This is a genomic window from Actinosynnema sp. NPDC020468 (genome assembly GCF_040642015.1).
Lineage (GTDB): Bacteria > Actinomycetota > Actinomycetes > Mycobacteriales > Pseudonocardiaceae > Actinosynnema.
Genome location: NZ_JBFAEO010000003.1, coordinates 221,878 through 240,168, shown reverse-complemented (window position 1 = coordinate 240,168; position 18,291 = coordinate 221,878). Strand labels below are relative to the sequence as shown.

19 protein-coding genes, 2 tRNA genes and 1 pseudogene are annotated in these 18,291 nt (G+C 70.2%); 11 read left to right on the top strand and 11 right to left on the bottom strand.

Features of this window, described 5'->3' with window-relative positions; genetic code table 11:
- Position 1 precedes the first annotated feature (1 nt).
- From AB0G50_RS04830 to AB0G50_RS04815, 4 genes and pseudogenes are all read left to right on the top strand, one after another.
- Positions 2-811 (top strand): DUF3566 domain-containing protein, encoded by an 810-nt coding sequence (locus tag AB0G50_RS04830; RefSeq protein ID WP_360102305.1) that lies wholly within the window; start codon positions 2-4, stop codon positions 809-811.
- Between the two features lie 54 nt (positions 812-865).
- Positions 866-939, top strand: a tRNA-Ile gene (locus AB0G50_RS04825).
- A gap of 35 nt (positions 940-974) precedes the next feature.
- Positions 975-1,091 (top strand): annotated as a pseudogene (locus tag AB0G50_RS04820) (DLW-39 family protein); the annotation flags it as partial.
- A 76-nt stretch (positions 1,092-1,167) separates the two neighbouring features.
- Positions 1,168-1,240, top strand: a tRNA-Ala gene (locus AB0G50_RS04815).
- A gap of 445 nt (positions 1,241-1,685) precedes the next feature.
- On the opposite strand, the gene AB0G50_RS04810 is transcribed toward AB0G50_RS04815, so the two are convergent.
- Complete coding sequence (locus AB0G50_RS04810) at positions 1,686-2,099, bottom strand: DoxX family protein (RefSeq protein WP_360102303.1); 414 nt, start codon at positions 2,097-2,099, stop codon at positions 1,686-1,688.
- A 125-nt stretch (positions 2,100-2,224) separates the two neighbouring features.
- Here AB0G50_RS04810 and AB0G50_RS04805 point away from each other — a divergent pair, with 125 nt between their 5' ends.
- Positions 2,225-2,767: a DUF2020 domain-containing protein gene (locus AB0G50_RS04805; protein WP_360102301.1), complete on the top strand. Its 543-nt coding sequence runs from the start codon at positions 2,225-2,227 to the stop codon at positions 2,765-2,767.
- 63 nt (positions 2,768-2,830) lie between these two features.
- Here AB0G50_RS04805 and AB0G50_RS04800 read toward each other — a convergent pair whose 3' ends face one another.
- Positions 2,831-3,421 carry a hypothetical protein gene (locus tag AB0G50_RS04800; protein WP_360102299.1) on the bottom strand — a complete coding sequence of 197 codons (591 nt, stop codon included), beginning with the start codon at positions 3,419-3,421 and terminating at the stop codon, positions 2,831-2,833.
- A gap of 95 nt (positions 3,422-3,516) precedes the next feature.
- Between AB0G50_RS04800 and AB0G50_RS04795 the strand changes: the two genes are divergently transcribed.
- Together AB0G50_RS04795 and AB0G50_RS04790 are read left to right on the top strand one after the other, a co-directional pair.
- Positions 3,517-4,065, top strand: coding sequence for a peptidylprolyl isomerase (locus tag AB0G50_RS04795; RefSeq protein WP_360102297.1), 549 nt, complete (start codon positions 3,517-3,519; stop codon positions 4,063-4,065).
- A gap of 3 nt (positions 4,066-4,068) precedes the next feature.
- A complete protein-coding gene (locus AB0G50_RS04790) occupies positions 4,069-4,932 on the top strand; it encodes a rhomboid family intramembrane serine protease (RefSeq protein ID WP_360102295.1) in 864 nt (287 codons plus the stop codon).
- On the opposite strand, the gene AB0G50_RS04785 is transcribed toward AB0G50_RS04790, so the two are convergent.
- Both AB0G50_RS04785 and crgA read right to left on the bottom strand, forming a co-directional pair.
- Positions 4,929-5,342, bottom strand: a complete 414-nt coding sequence (locus AB0G50_RS04785) for a PH domain-containing protein (RefSeq protein ID WP_360102293.1) — start codon at positions 5,340-5,342, stop codon at positions 4,929-4,931. The genes AB0G50_RS04790 and AB0G50_RS04785 overlap by 4 nt on opposite strands.
- A 217-nt stretch (positions 5,343-5,559) precedes the next feature.
- Complete coding sequence (crgA, locus tag AB0G50_RS04780; protein WP_360102291.1) at positions 5,560-5,826, bottom strand: cell division protein CrgA; 267 nt, start codon at positions 5,824-5,826, stop codon at positions 5,560-5,562.
- 400 nt (positions 5,827-6,226) lie between these two features.
- Here crgA and AB0G50_RS04775 point away from each other — a divergent pair, with 400 nt between their 5' ends.
- The 3 genes from AB0G50_RS04775 to AB0G50_RS04765 all read left to right on the top strand — a co-directional run bounded on the left by AB0G50_RS04775 (position 6,227) and on the right by AB0G50_RS04765 (position 7,864).
- Positions 6,227-7,015 carry a class E sortase gene (locus tag AB0G50_RS04775; RefSeq protein WP_360102333.1) on the top strand — a complete coding sequence of 263 codons (789 nt, stop codon included), beginning with the start codon at positions 6,227-6,229 and terminating at the stop codon, positions 7,013-7,015.
- Complete coding sequence (locus AB0G50_RS04770) at positions 7,015-7,170, top strand: hypothetical protein (protein WP_360102289.1); 156 nt, start codon at positions 7,015-7,017, stop codon at positions 7,168-7,170. The genes AB0G50_RS04775 and AB0G50_RS04770 overlap by 1 nt, the downstream gene beginning before the upstream one ends.
- A gap of 79 nt (positions 7,171-7,249) precedes the next feature.
- Complete coding sequence (locus AB0G50_RS04765) at positions 7,250-7,864, top strand: peptidase inhibitor family I36 protein (RefSeq protein ID WP_360102287.1); 615 nt, start codon at positions 7,250-7,252, stop codon at positions 7,862-7,864.
- 50 nt (positions 7,865-7,914) lie between these two features.
- On the opposite strand, the gene AB0G50_RS04760 is transcribed toward AB0G50_RS04765, so the two are convergent.
- Positions 7,915-9,255 (bottom strand): FAD-dependent oxidoreductase, encoded by a 1,341-nt coding sequence (locus AB0G50_RS04760; RefSeq protein WP_360102285.1) that lies wholly within the window; start codon positions 9,253-9,255, stop codon positions 7,915-7,917.
- Positions 9,256-9,320: 65 nt separating this feature from the next.
- On the opposite strand from AB0G50_RS04760, the gene AB0G50_RS04755 reads away from it, so the two are divergent.
- The gene (locus AB0G50_RS04755) at positions 9,321-9,965 is read left to right on the top strand and encodes an aminodeoxychorismate/anthranilate synthase component II (RefSeq protein ID WP_360102283.1); all 645 of its coding nucleotides are present in this window, start codon (positions 9,321-9,323) and stop codon (positions 9,963-9,965) included.
- Positions 9,966-10,031: 66 nt separating this feature from the next.
- Here AB0G50_RS04755 and pknB read toward each other — a convergent pair whose 3' ends face one another.
- From pknB to AB0G50_RS04725, 6 genes are all read right to left on the bottom strand, one after another.
- Positions 10,032-12,026 carry a Stk1 family PASTA domain-containing Ser/Thr kinase gene (gene pknB / locus AB0G50_RS04750; protein WP_360102281.1) on the bottom strand — a complete coding sequence of 665 codons (1,995 nt, stop codon included), beginning with the start codon at positions 12,024-12,026 and terminating at the stop codon, positions 10,032-10,034.
- Positions 12,027-12,097: 71 nt separating this feature from the next.
- Complete coding sequence (locus AB0G50_RS04745) at positions 12,098-13,477, bottom strand: serine/threonine-protein kinase (protein WP_360102279.1); 1,380 nt, start codon at positions 13,475-13,477, stop codon at positions 12,098-12,100.
- Complete coding sequence (locus tag AB0G50_RS04740) at positions 13,477-14,943, bottom strand: penicillin-binding protein 2 (protein WP_360102277.1); 1,467 nt, start codon at positions 14,941-14,943, stop codon at positions 13,477-13,479. The genes AB0G50_RS04745 and AB0G50_RS04740 overlap by 1 nt, the downstream gene beginning before the upstream one ends.
- Positions 14,940-16,337, bottom strand: coding sequence for an FtsW/RodA/SpoVE family cell cycle protein (locus tag AB0G50_RS04735; RefSeq protein WP_360102331.1), 1,398 nt, complete (start codon positions 16,335-16,337; stop codon positions 14,940-14,942). The genes AB0G50_RS04740 and AB0G50_RS04735 overlap by 4 nt, the downstream gene beginning before the upstream one ends.
- 70 nt (positions 16,338-16,407) lie before the next feature.
- Positions 16,408-17,829 carry a protein phosphatase 2C domain-containing protein gene (locus AB0G50_RS04730; RefSeq protein WP_360102275.1) on the bottom strand — a complete coding sequence of 474 codons (1,422 nt, stop codon included), beginning with the start codon at positions 17,827-17,829 and terminating at the stop codon, positions 16,408-16,410.
- Positions 17,826-18,287 carry an FHA domain-containing protein gene (locus AB0G50_RS04725; protein WP_360102273.1) on the bottom strand — a complete coding sequence of 154 codons (462 nt, stop codon included), beginning with the start codon at positions 18,285-18,287 and terminating at the stop codon, positions 17,826-17,828. Before AB0G50_RS04725 ends, AB0G50_RS04730 begins: the two co-directional genes overlap by 4 nt.
- Positions 18,288-18,291 lie beyond the last annotated feature (4 nt).

The following is an 18,291-nucleotide window of genomic DNA, read 5'->3' as shown; positions in this document are numbered from 1 at the left end:
CGTGAGTTCACCCGAGAAGCCGGAAGGTCGGGACGCGGACAAGACCGCGGTGATCACCAAGCCCGGTGCGGACCAGAAGAAGGACGACACCGAGAAGCCGACGGTGAGCATCGCGGAACCGCCGTCCGAGGCCGCCGTCGAGGCGGACAAGGACAAGACCGACCACCAGACTGCCGCGCCGCCGCCGTGGCAGCGGGTCACGAGCGACGCGAAGTACGCCGAGGCCCAGCAGGTCGGCCCCGGCGACGTGGCGCCGGAACAGCCCACGATCGCGGTCGCGCAACCGGAGCAGCCCGCCTACCCGGCGAGCGACCCGGACACCGTCGCGGTCGCCCGCCCGGTCGTCACCGGCACGGCCGCGCCCGGCGCGGCGCGCACATCGGTGAACCTGGGCGCGTCGGCGGGCGGCGGTGCCAGACCGGCGGCGACCACCCGTCGTCCCGGCCGCGGGCCGCGCCGGGCGAGCCTCCAGGTGAAGCGCGTCGACCCGTGGTCGGTGCTGAAGCTGGCGCTCGTGCTGGGCGTCGCGCTGTTCTTCGTGTGGCTGGTGGCGGTCGGCGTGCTCTACGGCGTGCTGAACGGCATGGGCGTGTGGGACAAGATCAACAACACCGCGAACGACCTGCTCCAGGGCAACGAGCCCAGCGGTGACCCGTTGATCAGCGCCGGACGCGTGTTCGGCGTGGCCGCGATCATCGGAGCGGTGAACATCGTGCTGTTCACGGCCCTGGCGACGGTCGGCGCGTTCGTCTACAACGTGTCGGCGGACCTGGCCGGCGGACTGGAAGTCACGCTCTCCGAACGGGAGTGACCCCGATTTGGGGCGACGGCGGCAGGTGCTGTACTGTTGTCGTCGTTGCCCCGAGGGCCTATAGCTCAGGCGGTTAGAGCGCTTCACTGATAATGAAGAGGTCGGAGGTTCAAGTCCTCCTAGGCCCACCGGATGTTTCGCAGGATTGCAGAGGGGAACTGCTGTGAAGAAGATCATCGCACTTGTCGCCGTCGCCGGTGCGGTCCTGTTCTTCGTCAAGCGCAACCGTTCGGCCAAGGCCGACGCGGACCTGTGGCGCGAGGCCACCGCTCCCACCGACTGATCCCGCGAGGGCGGTTCGATCTGCCGCACCACGTCGGGGGAGGGTTCCCTTCGTGATGGAGGGTTCCCTGTTCGGGGACGTAGCTCAATTGGCAGAGCACCGCCTTTGCAAGGCGGGGGTTAGGGGTTCGATTCCCCTCGTCTCCACGAGCGAGTGGGCGAGTCATGCCGACGGAAAGCGTCGGCGTGACTCGCTCTTTGTGTTTTGCGGGGGTGCGACCCCCGCGCCCCGCCCGGAGGGCTTCGCCCCCGGACCCCCTGGTGGTTGTGGCCCCGGGGTAGGAGGCGACCGCACCGGGCCCCACCGGCAGGCTTCGCCGCCGGACGTCCGGTGGTTTAGGGCCGGGTTCGGAGGCAACCGCGCGGGCCCTTTCGGCAGGCTTCGCCGCCGGAACTCCTGGTGGTTGTGATCACAGGGGGCGGGACTGCTGCGGCCCTATTCGGTCGGCATTGTTGCCGGGTTCCGGGTGGGCGTTGTCGGGGAGCGCGGGAATTGATTCGGCCTTTTGGGCTAAGGCTGAGTGTGGTGCGGGAGTGGTGGCCCGCGCCCCCGGGTTTCGGGGGCGCGGGCCGGTTTCATGCCGGGTGCGGTCTAGGCCGTGGCCAGTTCCGGCTGCTTGCGCTTCGTGGCGAGCACGCGGTCCACGGCCCAGGAGCCGGGGCCGGTGAAGGCCAGGAGCACGAAGACCCACGAGTACAGCGCCGCCAACTCACCCTTGTTCTGGATGGGGAGCGGAGCCAGTGGCTGGTGGACCACGAAGTACGCGTAGGCCATCGACCCGGACGCGACGAGAGCCGCGACGCGGGTACCGAGACCGAGAACGATCAGCACGCCGCCGATGAGCTGGATCAGCGCGGCCGGGCCTCCCGGCCAGGCCGCGAGGGACACGCTCTTCGAGCCGAAGAGGCCGAACAGGCTCTGGAGCCCGTGGAACGCGAACAGCAGACCGACGACGATGCGGAACAGGGCCAACACGTGGTCACGACCGCGGTCAAGGACGTCCATCTCTCAGTCCTTCACTTGCAGGGGCGGCCGGCAGGGTATTAACAAGCTAGACGCTCGGCACGGTGCGTGCATAGACGGTCACAGGGTTCGATTCAGAATTCGGGATCTGCTTGACTTGGCGGCCTATGAAGCCCGTGCTGCTGACCGCCCTGCCCGTGCTCGCGCTGCTCGGCGCGTGTTCGCCCGCGCCGGCCGCGTCACCGACGTCCCAGGTCGTGCCGACGACGACGCAGGCGCCCACGACGACGACCCCCGCCGGTCCGCCGCCCGCACCCGTCCCAGCGGGTGAGGGCAAATGCCCGTACCTCGACTCGTCCGTGGTCGCCCAGTACAACGGGCAGCTCGTGCGCCGGGTGGAGATCTCGGACGACCGGCCGACACCCGCGTGCTTCTTCTACGCCGACGCGACGAACGTCCAGCTGAGCGTGTGGGTGTTCCAGGGCACGCCGGCGATCGCGAAGGCCGTGGTGGACCGGGCCGCGCCGATCGCGACGTCCAGCCCGGCGACCTCGCCGACCGGGTGGAACGGCGGTTCGCTCACCACCGAGGAGGGCGCGGTCTACGCGGTGGCGAAGGAGGGCAGCGCGGTGGTCGTGACGACGAACCAGAAGCAGACGGTCAAGGCGAAGCGGCTGGTCGAGGCCGTGGTGGGCAACCTCGGGCTCTAGCCGCACGCGGAACGCGCCCGTCCCCCTTCGGGAGGGAACGGGCGCGCGGGTCCGCGGGGTGGGTCAGGTGCGGTCCGAAACGCGGCCGTTGCGGGCGGCGGGGGTTTCGTGGGCCACACCGTTGGGTGAAGTTTCCGGCTCGGAGGCGAGCGGTTCCTCCTCCAGGTGGACCTCCTGCGGGCGGCGGGTCAGCGCGACGTAGGCCGCGGCCGCTCCGGCGACGAGGATGCCGACCACCCAGGGCCAGCGCCGCGACTTCGGCTGCTGACCGACGGAGAACTCCTTGCGCGCCTGCTTGGCGGCCTTGCGCACGTCCTTGGCCCGGGACCGGGCCTCCTTGCGCGCCCGCTCGGTGGCCTTCACCACGTCCTTGCGGACGCCCTTGGCCCTCTTCGCGAGCTGTTTGCGGGTTTTGCGGGTCGACTTCTCGGCGGCTTCCGCCCGTTCGACCAGCACGCCCGCCTTGTCGGCGACGACGGCGCGCAGGTGATCGGTCGTCACGCCGCGCTCGGCCAGCTTGCCCTCCGCGCGCTCGGCCAGCACAACCGCCTTGTCCGCACCCGCCTGACCAGCGCGGACAGCGCTGCGGCGAACGGCGCGCACCGCTTTGCCGACCGACTCGCCGGCTCGGGCCATGGCGTCTACCTCATCCATATCGCGCTCCACAAGCTGTCGGTGAGTCACATTTCGGCAATACCCATCCTGCCCCTTCCCCAACCACATCGCCGCCGGATGGCACGATGGTGTGCGTGGCAGACAGCAACGAATCGCTCGTCGGGACCAAGGTGACCGCCACCCTGCACACGTCGCAGGGTGACATCCGGATCAACCTCTTCCCCGACCACGCTCCCAAGACGGTCGGCAACTTCGTCGGTTTGGCCGAGGGCACGAAGGACTACTCGGAGCCGAACGCGAAGGGGGAAGCATCGGGTCCGTTCTACGACGGCGCGATCTTCCACCGCGTCATCGCGGGCTTCATGCTCCAGGGCGGTGACCCCACGGGCACCGGTCGGGGCGGCCCCGGCTACAAGTTCGCCGACGAGTTCCACCCGGAACTCCAGTTCAACAAGCCCTACCTGCTGGCAATGGCCAACGCGGGCCCCAACTCCAACGGCTCGCAGTTCTTCATCACCGTCGGACCGACGACGTGGTTGAACTTCAAGCACACGATCTTCGGCGAGGTGGCCGACCAGGAGTCGCGCCAGGTCGTCGACGCCATCGGCGCCGCGCCGACCGGTGCGGGCGACCGCCCGGTGACCGACGTGGTGATCACCAAGGTCTCCGTCGAGCGCGCCTGACCCATGACCGACCTGCCACCCGGTGCCCCGATCGGACACGAGCTGCCCACGTGCGCGCGTCACCCCGATCGGGCCACCGGGCTGCGGTGCACCCGCTGCGAACGGCCGATGTGCCCGGAGTGCCTGCGCGAGGCCTCCGTCGGGTACCAGTGCGTGGACTGCGTGTCGTCCGGGCAGCGGTCGGTCCGGCGGCCGGTCACCTTCACCGGCGCGGCCTACTCGCCGACGATCGTGGCGACGTACGCGCTGATCGCGGTGAACGTGGCGATGTTCGCGCTCACCGCGGTGCTCGCGGGCAGCGTCGTGGACAACCAGCGGTCCGACCTGTTCGCGGACCTCGTGCTGTGGCCGTACGGGGTGGCGGACGGCGAGTGGTGGCGGCTCGTCACCTCCGGGTTCCTGCACTTCGGGCCCGCGCACATCGCGCTCAACATGATCGCCCTGTACGTGCTGGGCCGTGACCTGGAGCCGGCGTTCGGCAAGGTCAGGTTCCTCGGCGTGTACTTCGCCTCGCTGCTCGGCGGCGGGGTCGCGGTGTACCTGTTCGGCGGGGTGAACACGCCCGTCGCGGGTGCCTCGGGCGCGGTCTACGGGCTGATGGGCGCGCTGCTGGTGGCGTTGCTGCGGCGGCGGCTCAACCCGGGTTCGGCGCTGGGCGTCATCGGGTTGAACCTGGTCATCAGCTTCAGCCTGCCCGGCATCTCGCTGCTCGGGCACCTGGGCGGCCTGGTCGTGGGCGCGCTCGTCGCGGCGGGGATCGTGTACGCGCCCGCGGCGAACCGGAACGCCTGGCAGTCGGGCGCCGTGGTGGCCGCGTTCGCGCTGCTCGTGGTGCTGGCCGTGGTGCGGACGGGTCAGCTGGCCTAGGGGCGCAGGGCGTGCAGCACGTCCATCACGTCGCGCGGGTCGGCGCCGAGGTCCGCCGCGGTCAGCACGAACAGCCGTTCGTCCTGGCCTCGCGCCCAGTCCAACTCCAGCGTCGGCACCTCGCGGCCCAGCCTGCGGTTGTGCACCAGGCGCACCTTCACCTCGTGCCACGGCAGGTGCTGCCGGCCCGCCAGGGTGCCCACGGTGAGCCCCGAGTCGTCCACCGCGAGCCTGGGGCGCACGTACGAGGCGTGACCGGCCACGAACGTCAGCACGGCCGTCGCGATGCCCAGCAGGACCTTGGTGGTGACCTCGTCGGACAGCACCGCGATCAGCAACGAGGCCGCCGCGCCGATCCACGCGACGACGACCAACGGCGGTTTCGGGGACCACGCCCGGGGCTCGTTCACGCGGTCGAGTGTGCCGCACTTGTGGACAACTCCGAACCCCCACCGGGGGCTTGTGCAATGTGGCGCAAAGTTGTCCACAGGAGTTGTCCCCATTGGGGATGAGTTACAGCCGTGTGCTTCGGCAACCAATGGATGAACTCGGCGAACACCGGGTGAACGCGGAACGGCCCGGACGTGGAGCACGTCCGGGCCGTCGGGCACGTGGTGTGATCGCCGGTCAGCGCCACTTCATGGTCATGAGCAGACCGAGGATCATCAGCGCGAAGCCGATCCCGAAGTTCCAGGAGCCCAGGTCCATCATCACCGGGACCTTGTCGCCGGCGATGTAGTTGACCACCAGCCAGGCGAGTCCCAGCACCATCAGGCCGAGCATGATCGCGATGTACACGGGGTGCGAAGGCCCGGCTGCTTTCACCTTCACCGGCGTGCGGCGATCGGCAGGTGCCGTGTAGGCGGCCTTCTTGCGGACCTTGGACTTGGGCATGCTGTCCTCGCCTGACGGGGTGGATAGGCCTCCAGTGGCGCGGGTTCACGACCACTGCTGGATGAACACGTTAACGTAACCACGCAGGTCGCTAAAGCACTGTGTAGTCCTGTTCCGCGTTGCTCGGGAGGTTTCACCGGTGGACGACGACCCGCGGGCGTTGCGGCGGACCGGCACCCCACCGGGGTCGACCCGCCGCCATCCGGGGCCTGACCAGCGGTTCCGGTCCGCGCCCGGCACCCGATCCGGTCACACCGGCGGCCCGCGCGTCACCGAAGCGGCTACGGTTCGTTATGCGAGGGGGTTGGTCGAGCCGCGCACCGAGGTGATCCCCCGGGTCGAGGCGCCGCTCGAGGAACCCCCGGTCGACGAGAACCCACCACCACCGCCGGACGGTCCAGTGCGCAAGACGATCCGCGCCGCAGGCGAACTGCTGATCACGGCGGGCCTGGTCATCCTGCTGTTCGTGGTCTACGAGGTCTACGTGACCGACCTGATCTCGGCGGGCAAGCAGGACGACGCCACCGCGGCGCTGGACGACCAGTGGAACGCGAACACCGTCGTGCCCACTGAGGACCCGCAGCGCAAGGCGCAGTACGACCTCCTCGACGGCCAGGCGTTCGCGAAGATGTACGTGCCGGTGTTCGGGCCGGACTACAGGTTCTCGGTGGTCGAGGGCACCGGTGACGCGAACCTGGAGATCGGGCCCGGCCACTACGTGGGCACCGCGCTGCCGGGCGAGGTCGGCAACTTCGCGGTCGCCGGGCACCGGGTCGGCAAGGGCGCGCCGTTCAACGACGTCGACCTGCTGAACTCGTGCGACGCGATCGTGGTCGAGACCCAGACCCAGTGGTTCGTCTACCGGGTGCTGCCCAAGGCCGACGAGGTGGCCGGGTGGGCCGAGGGCAAGGCGAAGAGCGCGCGCTGCGCCGGCGTCGGCCCGCTGCCCGGCGAGTACGCCGCCACGGTGGGGCAGGAGATCGTGACCCCGGACCGCGGCGACGTGATCAACCCCGTGCCGCACCACGTCGGCGAGATCCCCCAGGGCACCGGGCAGCAGCGGCTGCTGACGTTGACCACGTGCCACCCGCGGTTCTCGGACAGGCAGCGGCTGATCGTGCACGCCGTGCTGACCGCGTCGCACGCCAAGGCACCGGGTTTCGTGCCCGGTGAGCTCGAGGAGCAGTGATGTACGGCTGGATCTGGCGGCACCTTCCCGGCCCGGTGCCGGTGCGGGTGCTGGAGGCCCTGGTGCTCGTGGCCGGCGTGGTGGCGCTGCTGTTCTTCGTGGTGTTCCCGTGGGCCGAGCCGCTGCTGCCGTTCAACCACGTGACGACGCAGTAGCACCCGGGACGCGGGGAATCGGCCCACGATGGGGTGACCGCGGTGGTCTCCGCGCCCGCCGGCCAGCAGGCTCGGCGGCATGCTCAAGCCACTGGCCGTCGCGCTGACCCTGGTCCTGGTCGGGAGCGCGGCCCCCGCCCTCGCGGAGCCCGCCGCGCCGGACTGCGCCGAGGGGAACTACTGCCTCTGGTCCGGCCCGGACTACACCGGGCAGACCAAAGCCCGCGCCCTGCCCGTCGGGCAGTGCCTCAAGCCCCGGGTCGGGTGGCCGGACGGCACGTCGTCGCGCCTCGGGTCGCTCTACAACAACCGGACCGAGCTGTCGCAGCTGGAGGGCTTCGACAACGACGACTGCTCCGGGCTGCCCTACGCCGTGGTGGGGTACCGGCAGGGCGTGACCTCGATCAGTGATCGGCTCAAGAGCCTGCGGGTCGCGCCGAGGTGCTCGCCGGGGAACATCTGCATCTACGAGAACAAGGACTTCACCGGCACCCGCTGGGAGTTCGGCCTGTCGATGACCAACCGGTGCTTCACGGCGTCCGACGACACCTGGGGTTACGCGTTCTACAACGCGACCACCTACGAGGCCACTTTCTACGCCAGCGTGGCCTGCACGTTCCTGCCCGTCGGGCCGGTCGCGCCGCGGGTTTTCGGCACCTTCGAGAAGAAGGTCCACTTCGCCAAGATCGACTAGGTGGCGGAGCCGGTCGCCCCCGAGGCCGACCGGCTCCGTCGCACGGCGGGTCAGCGGTTGGCGATACCGGTCATCTCGTCCCGGTCCACGACCTTGACCCGGTCACGGCCCTGGGCGGCGCCCAGGGCGATCTCGTGCTCGTCCAGCCTGCGCCACCCCTCGTTCGTGGTGAACGGGATCGCGCGCTGCGCCAGGAACCGCTCGACCGACTCGGGGTCGCGGTACTGGGCGCGGGACAGGTTCGGCGCGTCCTGGAGCAGGCTCGTCACGGTCTCCAGCGCGTCGCCCTTGGTGTGGCCGATGAGGCCGACCGGGCCGCGCTTGATCCAGCCCGTGACGTAGACGCCGGGAACGGCCTGCTCGTCCAGGTCGAGCACGCGGCCCGCCTGGTGCGGCACGGTGCCCGAGGAGTGGTCGAACGGCAGGTCGGCCAGGTGCGTGGAGAGGTAGCCGACCGCGCGGTACACCGCCTGCACGGGCCACTCGGTGAACTCGCCGGTGCCGCGCACGCCGCCGTCGCCGGTCAGCTCCATGCGCTCGGTGCGCAGGCCTTCGACGCCGTCGTCGCCGAGCACCTCGACGGGCGCCTCCAGGAAGTGCAGGTGCAGCCTGCGCGGGCGCGAGCCGACGTCGCGGATCGCCCACTCCTGGAGCGTCTTCACGACCATCTCGACCTGCTTGTTCTCCCGGATGGTCGCCATGCTGTGCGCGCAGAAGTCGATGCCCTCGGGGTGCACGATGACCTCGACGTTCGGCGAGTGGTCGAGTTCGCGCAGCTCGAGCGGGGTGAACTTGGCCTGCGCCGGGCCGCGCCTGCCGAACACGTGCACGTCGGTGACCGGGCTGGTGCGCAGACCCTGGTAGACGTTGTCCGGGATTTCGGTGACCAGCAGCTCGTCGGCGGTCTTCGCGAGGATCCGGGCCACGTCCAGGGCCACGTTGCCGACGCCGAGCACGGCGACCTGGCTCGCGTCCAGCGGCCAGGTGCGCGGCACGTCGGGGTGGCCGTCGTACCAGGAGACGAAGTCGGCGGCGCCGTACGAGCCGTCCTTGTCGATGCCCGGGATGTCGAGCGCGCGGTCCTTCTCGGCGCCGGTGGAGAAGATCACCGCGTCGTAGAACTGGCGCAGGTCGTCCAGCTTCAGGTCGACGCCGTAGTCGACGTTGCCGAAGAACCGGATCTGCGGGCGGTCGAGCACCCGCTGGAGCGCGGTGACGATCCCCTTGATGCGCGGGTGGTCCGGCGCCACGCCGTAGCGGATGAGCCCGTAGGGCGCGGGCAGCCGCTCGAAGAGGTCGATGGACACGTCGGCGTCGGACTTGGTCAGGGTGTCGGCGGCGTAGACACCCGCCGGACCGGCGCCGACCACCGCGACCCGAAGATTCGTCATGAGTACAGGTTAGGTGAGCCTAAGCTCCCGGTAGGCGAGAGGTTGCTCACGGCTAAGCTGTCGGCATGCGTGTGCTCGTGGTCGACAACTACGACAGCTTCGTCTACAACCTGGTCCAGTACCTCGCCCAGCTGGGCGTCGAGTGCGTGGTGCGGCGCAACGACGCCGTGGAGCTGGAGGAGATCTCCGGCGTCGGGGGAGTGCTGGTCAGCCCGGGTCCCAGCACACCGGACAAGGCCGGCCGGTCGATGGACGTGATCCGGCACTGCGCCGACGAGGGCGTCCCGGTGTTCGGCGTGTGCCTCGGCCACCAGGCCATCGGCGCGGTGTGGGGCGGCACCGTCGACCTCGCCCCCGAGCTGCTGCACGGCAAGACGAGCGTGGTGCACCACACGGGCGGCGGGGTGCTCGCGGGCGTGCCGGACCCGTTCACCGCGACCCGGTACCACTCGCTGACCGTGCTGCCGGACACGATCCCGGACGAGTTCGAGGTCACCGGCCGCACCGAGTCCGGCGTGGTGATGGCGATGCGGCACCGGACGCTGCCGGTCGAGGGCGTGCAGTTCCACCCCGAGTCGGTGCTGACCGAGGGCGGGCACCGGATGCTGGCGAACTGGCTGCGGGTGTGCGACTTCGAGGTGCCCGAGTCCACCGTGGTGCAGCTGGAGAACGGGATGCGCGCGCTCGCCGCGGCCGCCCGCCTGGGCTGAGCCCGTCGGAACGGCGAAAGGCCCCGCCGCTCACCGGAGCGACGGGGCCTTTGTCGACAAAGAGCTTTATCGAGTCGTCGTGGGTCCGCCGACGCGGAACTCACCGACCACCACGGTGATGCGCTGGTTCTTGGCGAGCGGCTGACCCTGCTGCACCGACTGGCTGCGGATCTTGCCGTTCTGCGACGGGTCCTGGACCGCCTCGGTGCCGGTCTGCGACAGGTCGCCGGTCCAGCCCAGCTGGTTCAGCCGGCCCCGGGCCTGGCTCTCGGACAACCCGGTGAGGTCGGGCATCGTGAGCTGGTTGCCCTTGGACACGCTCAGCGTCACGACCGAGTTCTTCGCGACCTTGCCCGCGGGCGGGTTCTGGTCGAGAACCGTGCCCTGCTCCTTGGCGCTGTCGACGTCCTTGGTCTGCACCTTGAACCCGAGGTTCTCCAGGTTCGCCTTCGCCTGGTCGACGTCGGTGTCCGTCACGTCCGGCAGCGTCACCTTGTCGGGAGCCTTGCCGATCTTCACGGTGACCGCGGAACCCTTGCCGACCTTCGTGCCCGCGGCCGGGTTCTGCTCGGCGACCTTGCCCACCAGGCTGTCGTCGTCCACCTCGATCGTCTCCTGGTTGGGAGACAGGGACAGGTCGCTGCCGAGCTTCTCCTGCGCGGCCTGCGCGTTCAACCCCTTCAGGTCCGGCACCGCCACCTGCTCGGGGTTCGTGCCGACCCGGACGCTCACCTTGGAGAACTTGTCCACCTCGGCGCCGGCGGCCGGGTTCGTGTCGATCACCTTGTCGATGTTCTCGGCCGTGCACGGCGCCGGAGCACCGCCCACTCCGGGCTGGCACGGCACCGGCACCAGTTCGAACCCGAGGCCCTGCGCCTCGATCTCGGACCGGGCCGCCGACGACACCTTGCCCGCCAGCGGTGGCACCTTGACCTTCTGCGTCGACGGGCCGTCGGAGGTGGAGAGCAGCGTCATGGTGATCCACGCGGCCAGCGCCAGCACGCCGACGCACAGCAGCACCACCAGCGTGACCATGATCGTCTTCTTGCGGCGGGCCCGGCGCTCGGCCTCCTCCTCTTCGAGGGGGTCGTAGTTCGCGGGCTCCTCGCGCAGCGCCGACGGCCGGTGCCGACCGCCCTGCTGCACCACCTCGGTACGCGGCGTCTGGTTCAGCACGGCCGTGCGGTCCTCGGCGGTCATCACCGCGGGCGCCGACGGGCGCTGACCCGACAGCACGCGCACCAGGTCCGCGCGCATCTCCGCGGCCGACTGGTAGCGGTTCGCCGGGTTCTTCGCCATCGCCTTGAGCACGATCGCGTCCAGCGCCGGCGTCACCTTCGAGTTCAGCGCCGACGGCGACTTCGGGTCCTCCCGCACGTGCTGGTAGGCCACCGCCACGGGCGAGTCGCCGGTGAACGGCGGCTCGCCGGTCAGCAGCTCGAACAGCACGCAGCCCGACGCGTACACGTCGGACCGGCCGTCGACCGCCTCGCCGCGGGCCTGCTCCGGCGAGAGGTACTGGGCGGTCCCTATCACCGCGGCGGTCTGCGTGACGGCCGCCTGGCCGTCGTGCACCGCGCGGGCGATGCCGAAGTCCATCACCTTGACGGCGCCGGACTTGGTGATCATCACGTTGGCGGGCTTCACGTCCCGGTGCACGATCCCGTGCCGGTGGCTGAAGTCCAGCGCCGCCGACACGTCGGCCATGATCTCCATGGCGCGCTTGCCCGACATCGGACCCTGGGTCTTCACGATGTCGCGCAGCGTCCGACCGTCGACGAACTCCATGACGATGTAGGGCAGCGGGCCGTACTCCGTCGAGGTCTCCCCGGTGTCGTAGACCGCGACGATGGCCGGGTGGTTCAGCGCGGCGGAGTTCTGGGCCTCCCGACGGAACCGCTCCTGGAACTGGGTGTCACGGGCGAGGTCGGCACGGAGCACCTTGATCGCCACGTCCCGGCCGAGCCGCACATCGCGGCCCTTGTGGACCTCGGACATGCCGCCGTAGCCGAGGGTCTCACCCAGTTCGTAGCGGTTGGAGAGCAGTCGCGGAGTGCTCATCAGTGCTTCGTCCCGCTCCTCGTCAACGGTCTCACCATCCTGCTGGCTGTCGCTTTAGTACCGGTCGCGCGCTATGTCGGTACACAGGTCACCGTGACCCGTGAGCCGATCGCAACCTCGCCGGTCGGCACCACGTCCGACACCCGGCATCGTTCCGGATCCTCCGGCACACCGCCGTCGTTCCGGTGCGGCTCGGGTTCCAGTCCGCGTCCGGACAGCTCCTTCTCGACCTCGTCCAGGTACCGGCCCACGTAGTCCGCCTTGACCACGGTGAACGTCCTGGCTCCGGGTATCCGGTCCGTCGAGTCGGCCGCCGGGGAGGGTCGGGTACTTGTGGTGCCCTGCTTCGCCCCGCCGGGTACCTCGTCGTCCTTCGTGATCGCGCGCACGATGACGACGCCGAGGACCAGCAACACGGCCACCAGCACAGCGACCATAACCCACAACACGGCCCTGTTGCGCCCCGGTTGGACAGGCGGCGACGGCAACGGGTGGAACGCGCCGGTGTGCGGCGTCGTCACCGGTTGCATGCCGGGACGCGACGGCGGGTGCGTCACCGGGAGCCGAGGATGCGTCAACTGGACGGACATCGCGATGCCCGACGGCGCGGGCAGCGGCCGGCCCGTGCGCACCGCGCCGACCGCGTGCGCGAACTCGCCGCCGTTGCGGTACCGCTGGCGCGGGTCCTTGACCAGCGTCGCCTCGATCAGCGCCCGCACACCCGGCGGCACGTCCGGCGGCAGCGGCGGCGCGAGGTCGCGGATGTGCATCATCGCCACCGTCACCGCGTTCTCCGAGCGGAACGGCCGGTGCCCCGTCAGGCACTCGTAGCCGCACACCGCCAACGCGTACACGTCCGACGCCGGTTCGGCCGCGTGACCGAGGGCCTGCTCCGGCGCGATGTAGTGCGCCGTGCCCATGACCATGCCGCTGTGCGTGACCGGCGCCGCGTCCGCGGCCTTCGCGATGCCGAAGTCGGTGATCTTCACCTTGCCGGTCGGCGTCACCAGGATGTTGCCCGGCTTCACGTCCCGGTGCACCAGGCCGCGCTCGTGCGCCGCCTGCAACGCGTTGCCCGCCTGCTCCAGCACGTCCAGCGTCCGGTCGGCGGTCAGCCTGCCGCGGGCGATGACCGCGGCCAGCGGTTCGCCCTCGACCAGTTCCATGACCAGGTACGCGGTGTCCTCCGGTCCGTCCGGTATCGACGCGGTCTCGCCGTAGTCGTGCACGGCCGCGATGCCCGGGTGGTTCAACGACGCCGTCGTGCGCGCCTCGATCCGGAACCGGTTGAGGAACTCCGAGTCGCCGCTCAGCTCCGCCTTCAGCACCTTCACCGCCACGCGGCGGTCCAACCGGGAGTCGTCGGCCTCCCAGACCTCGCCCATGCCGCCGACCGCGATCCGCCTGCTCAGGCGGTACCGCTCGGCGAGCAACTGGCCGGAGGTCAGCATCAGCGACTCCCGAGGAAGGCGCCGATGACCGCGCGGCCGATGGGGGCCGCGACCTTGCCACCGGTCGCCTGGAGACCGACGTCGCCGCCGTCCTCCACGATCACCGCGACGGCGATCTCGGGCTTCTCCGCGGGCGCGAACGCCACGTACCAGGCGTGCGGCTTCGTCGCCAGCGGGTCGACGCCGTGCTCGGCGGTGCCCGTCTTCGACGCGATCGTCACGCCGCTCAGCTTGCCGCCGCCGCCGGTGTTCTTCTCCGACTCGACCATCATGTCGCGCAGCGCGGCGGCGTTCTTCGGGTCCATCGCCTCCTCGACCTCGTCCGGCTTGGTCTCGTCGATCACGCTGAGGTCCGGAGCGATGATCTTGGACACGAGGTGGGGCGCCATCCGGGTGCCGTTGTTCGCGATCGTCGCGCACACCACGGCGTTCTGGAGCGGGGTCAGCCGGACGTCCTTCTGCCCGATGCCGCTCTGGTACACCGACGGCGGGTCGGCCATCGGGCCCAGCGTCGACTGCGCCACCGGCAGCGGGATCGTCAGGTCGGAGTCGCCGATGCCGAACTTCGCCGCCTGCTTGCGCAGCTTGTCCGGGCCCATGTCGTGCGCCAGCACCGCGAACGCCGTGTTGCACGACTTCGCGAGCGCCTCCTGGAGGGTCGCGGTCGTGCCGTTGCCGCAGATGGAGTCGTTGAAGTTCGGCAGCTCGGTGTTCGTGCCCGGCAGCGTGATCGACTTGCGGCCGTCGACCTCGGAGTCCTTGGTCTTGCCCTCGGCCAGCGCCTCGGCCGCCACCACCAGCTTGAACGTCGAACCGGGCGGGTAGATCTGGTCCACCGAGCGGTTCAGCATCGGCTGCGGGCCGTCCGGGTCGGTGAGCGTGCCCCACGCCTCTTCCTGCACGTTCGCGTCGTGGCTCGCGAGCAGGTTCGGGTCGTAGGACGGCGTGCTCGCCATCGCCAGGATCTCGCCGGTCTGCGGCCGGATCGCCACCACCGAGCCCGTCAGGTTGCCCAGCGACTGGAACGCCGCCTCCTGGAGCTTCGGGTCCACGGTCAGCTGGACGCTGCCGCCCTTGGGGTCGCGGCCGGTGATCAGGTCCGACACCCGGCGCGCGAACAACCGGTCGTCCGAGCCGTTGAGCAGGTCGTCCTCGGACCGCTCCATGCCGCCCGCGCCGTAGGTGGTCGAGAAGTAGCCCGTCACCGGCGCGAACGCCGGGCCGTTGGCGTAGGTGCGGACGTACCGCAGCCGGTCCGTGGTCTTCTCGACCGAGGCCAGCGGCGTGCCGTCGGCCGCGATGATCTGGCCGCGCTCCCGGGAGTACTGGTCCAGCAGCACCCGCCGGTTCAGCGGGTTCTTGCGGTAGTCGTCGGCCTTGATCACCTGCACGTAGGTCAGGTTGCCCAGCAGCAGCAGGATCATCACCATCATGGCGAGACCGACTCGACGGAGCGGAGTGTTCATTTCGGGCGCTCCACCATCACAGTGAACTGGTCGGCGATCGCGGGCTGCTGCGGCCGCGGCTTCGGGGTCGCCTTCGGCGCCCGTGCCGCGTCGGAGATGCGCAGCAGCAGCGCGACCAGGATGTAGTTCGCCAGCAGCGACGAGCCGCCCTTGGACAGGAACGGCGCGGTGATGCCGGTCATCGGGATCAGCTTCGTGATGCCGCCGACGATGATGAACAGCTGGAACGCCACCGCGAACGCGAGACCGCCGCCCAGCAGCTTGCCGAACGTGTCCCGCACCGACAGCGCCGCGCGCAGGCCGCGCATGGCGAACACCATGTACAGCAGCAGCAGCGCGGCCAACCCGACGAAGCCCAGCTCCTCGCCGATGACGGCGGTGATGAAGTCGGTGTTCGCCTCCGGGATCTGGTCCGGCCGGCCGCCGCCGAGACCCGCGCCGAACAGACCGCCCGTGCCGAGGCCGAACAGCGACTGCACGATCTGGTAGCCCGAACCCGACGGGTCCACGAACGGGTCCAGCCAGTTCTGCACGCGCACCTGGACGTGGGTGAACAGCTTCCACGCCACGAACGCGCCACCGCAGAACAGCACCACGCCCAGCACCACCCACGCGGCGCGCTCCGTCGCCACGTACAGCAGCACCAGCACGATGCCGAAGAACAGCAGCGACGAGCCGAGGTCCTTCTGCAACACCATGATCGACACGCCGACGGCCCACGCGGCCACCAGCGGACCGAGGTCGCGGGCCCGGGGCAGGTCGAGGCCGAACACCCGGCGGCCCGCCGCGGTGAACAGGTCCCGCTTCGACACCAGGAACGCCGCGAAGAACACCATCAGCAGGATCTTCGCGAACTCGCCCGGCTGGATGGAGAACGCGCCGAAGCTCAGCCAGATCTTCGCGCCGTTGATCTCCGGCGCGATGAAGCTCGGCAGCACACCGGGCAGCACCAGCGCGATCAGACCCAGGAAGCCGAACGTGTAGCCGTACTTGGCCAGCGTCCGGTGGTCGGTCAGGAACTTCAGGCACGCGCAGAACAGGGCGAGCGCGATCGCCGTCCACAGCACCTGCTTGGGCGCGGCGGGCGACCACATCGACCCGTCCGGCATCTTCACGTCCGCCATGGCCAGGTCGATCCGGTGGATCATCACCAGGCCGAGGCCGTTGAGCAGGCCGACGCACGGCAGCATCACCGGGTCCGCGTACGGCGCCCACCGCCGCACCGCGAGGTGCGCGATCGACAACAGCGCGAGGTAGGCCAGGCCGAGCCAGACGATGTTCATCGTCAGCTCCTGCTCCTGGTTGGCCTCCACCAGGATCAGCGCACCCGTCACGAGCACGGCCGCGAAGCCGAGCATGATGAGTTCGGTGGTCCGTTTCGTGGGCGGCCTCATCCCGGGTGACGTGCTGCTCGCCGCTGCGAGCGGGGTGCTCTCCGCGCCGGGACCCGGCGAACTCATGTGACTACTGACCCTTCCGGCAGTCCACGCCCGGCTTCTGCACGGGCGTCGGGAGCGGCGTCCCCTCCACTGTGGTGGACGTGGTCGGCGCGATGGAGGTTGCCGACGGATCCGGGTTTCCCGTCACGCCGGTGGTCGGCGCCGGCGTCGTCGTCGTGGTCGGGACGGCCGTCGTCGTGGTGGTGGTCTCCTTCGGGCAGAACGGCAGCGTCTGCTCGGTCCGCAGCCGGCGGATCGCCTCCCGGGCGCCCTCCAGGCCGTCCACGTCGGTGATGCCGTTGCGCACCACGTCCCGCGTGGACACCTTCAGGTCGTCCACCCTGATCGGCTCGCACGCCTGCGCGCCGGGTGGGCACGAGCCCTCCACCAGCGAGTGCAGCCCGATGCCGAACACGCTGCCGGTGACCCCGCGGAAGATCGACACCTGGCCGTCCTCCGTCGCGCCCACGTAGTACTGGCGCAGCACGTACCACCGGGTGCCCAGACCCGCCGCGGCCAGCACCAGCAGCAGGAACACCACCAGCGCCAACGCCTTGACCCGCCCGCCGCGACCGCGCTTGGCGTCCACCGGCGGCGGCGGCTCGACCCGCTGCGGCACCGGCCTCGGCCCGGTGATCGAACTCGCCCGCGAGGCGGGCGAGTCGGGCGGCGGCGGGTCCTCGCTGCCGTCACCCGCGGCGCCGCCCACGATCGGGGCGTCCTCGCCGAAGTCCACGTCCACGACGTCGGCGATCACCACCGTCACGTTGTCCGGTCCGCCGCCCTTGAGCGCCAGCTCGATCATCCGGTCCGCGCACGCCTGCGGGTCCGGGATGCGGATCGCCTCGTCCAGGGTCTCCATGCTCACGACGCCCGACAGGCCGTCCGAGCACAGCAGGTAGCGGTCGCCCGGCCGGGCCTCCCGCACCATCAGCCGGGGCTCCACCTCGTGGCCGGTCAGCGCGCGGAGCAGCAACGAGCGCTGCGGGTGCGTCGCCGCCTCCTCCTCGGTGATCCGACCCTCGTCGATCAACGACTGGACGAACGTGTCGTCGTGCGTGATCTGGGTGAACACGCCGTTGCGGCTCATGTAGGCCCGCGAGTCGCCGATGTGCACCATGCCCAGCCTGCTGCCCGCGAACAGCACGGCGGTGAGCGTCGTGCCCATGCCGTCCAGGTCCGGGTCGGACTGCACCAGCTCGGAGATCGCGCCGTTGCCGGCGATCACCGCCTCGCGCAGCTGGCCGAGCAGGTCGTCGCCGGGCTCGTCGTCGTCAAGGGGTGCCAGCGCGGCGATGACGACCTTGCTGGCCACCTCTCCCGCGGCGTGGCCGCCCATGCCGTCGGCGAGCGCCAGCAGTCGCGGACCGGCGTACACCGAGTCCTGGTTGTTCGAGCGCACCAAGCCCCGGTCACTGCGGGCCGCGTAGCGAAGGACAAGCGTCATGAGCGCAGCTCGATCACCGTTTTGCCGATCCGGATCGGGGAGCCGAGCGGGACCCGGAGTGGGGCCGTGACCTTCGCCCGGTCGAGATAAGTGCCGTTCGTGGAGCCGAGGTCCTCCACGTACCAGTCGGTACCGCGCATGGACAGCCGCGCGTGCCTGGTCGACGCGAAGTCGTCGTCCAGCACGAGCGTGGAGTCGTCGGCGCGACCGATCAGGATCGGCCTTCCGTCGAGGGAGATCCGGGTGCCCGCCAGCGCGCCGTGCGTCACGACGAGCTGCCGGGCGGCCTTGTTGCCCTTGACGGCCCCCTTCGAACCCTTGCGGAAGCCCGGCGTCGGAACCCTGAGTCCCGACGCCGCGTACAGGTCCGAGCGGACCACTCGAAGCGCAGCCAACACGAACAACCAGAGCAGGACGAGGAAACCCGCTCTGGTCAGCTGCATCACCAGCTCTGGCACCGGT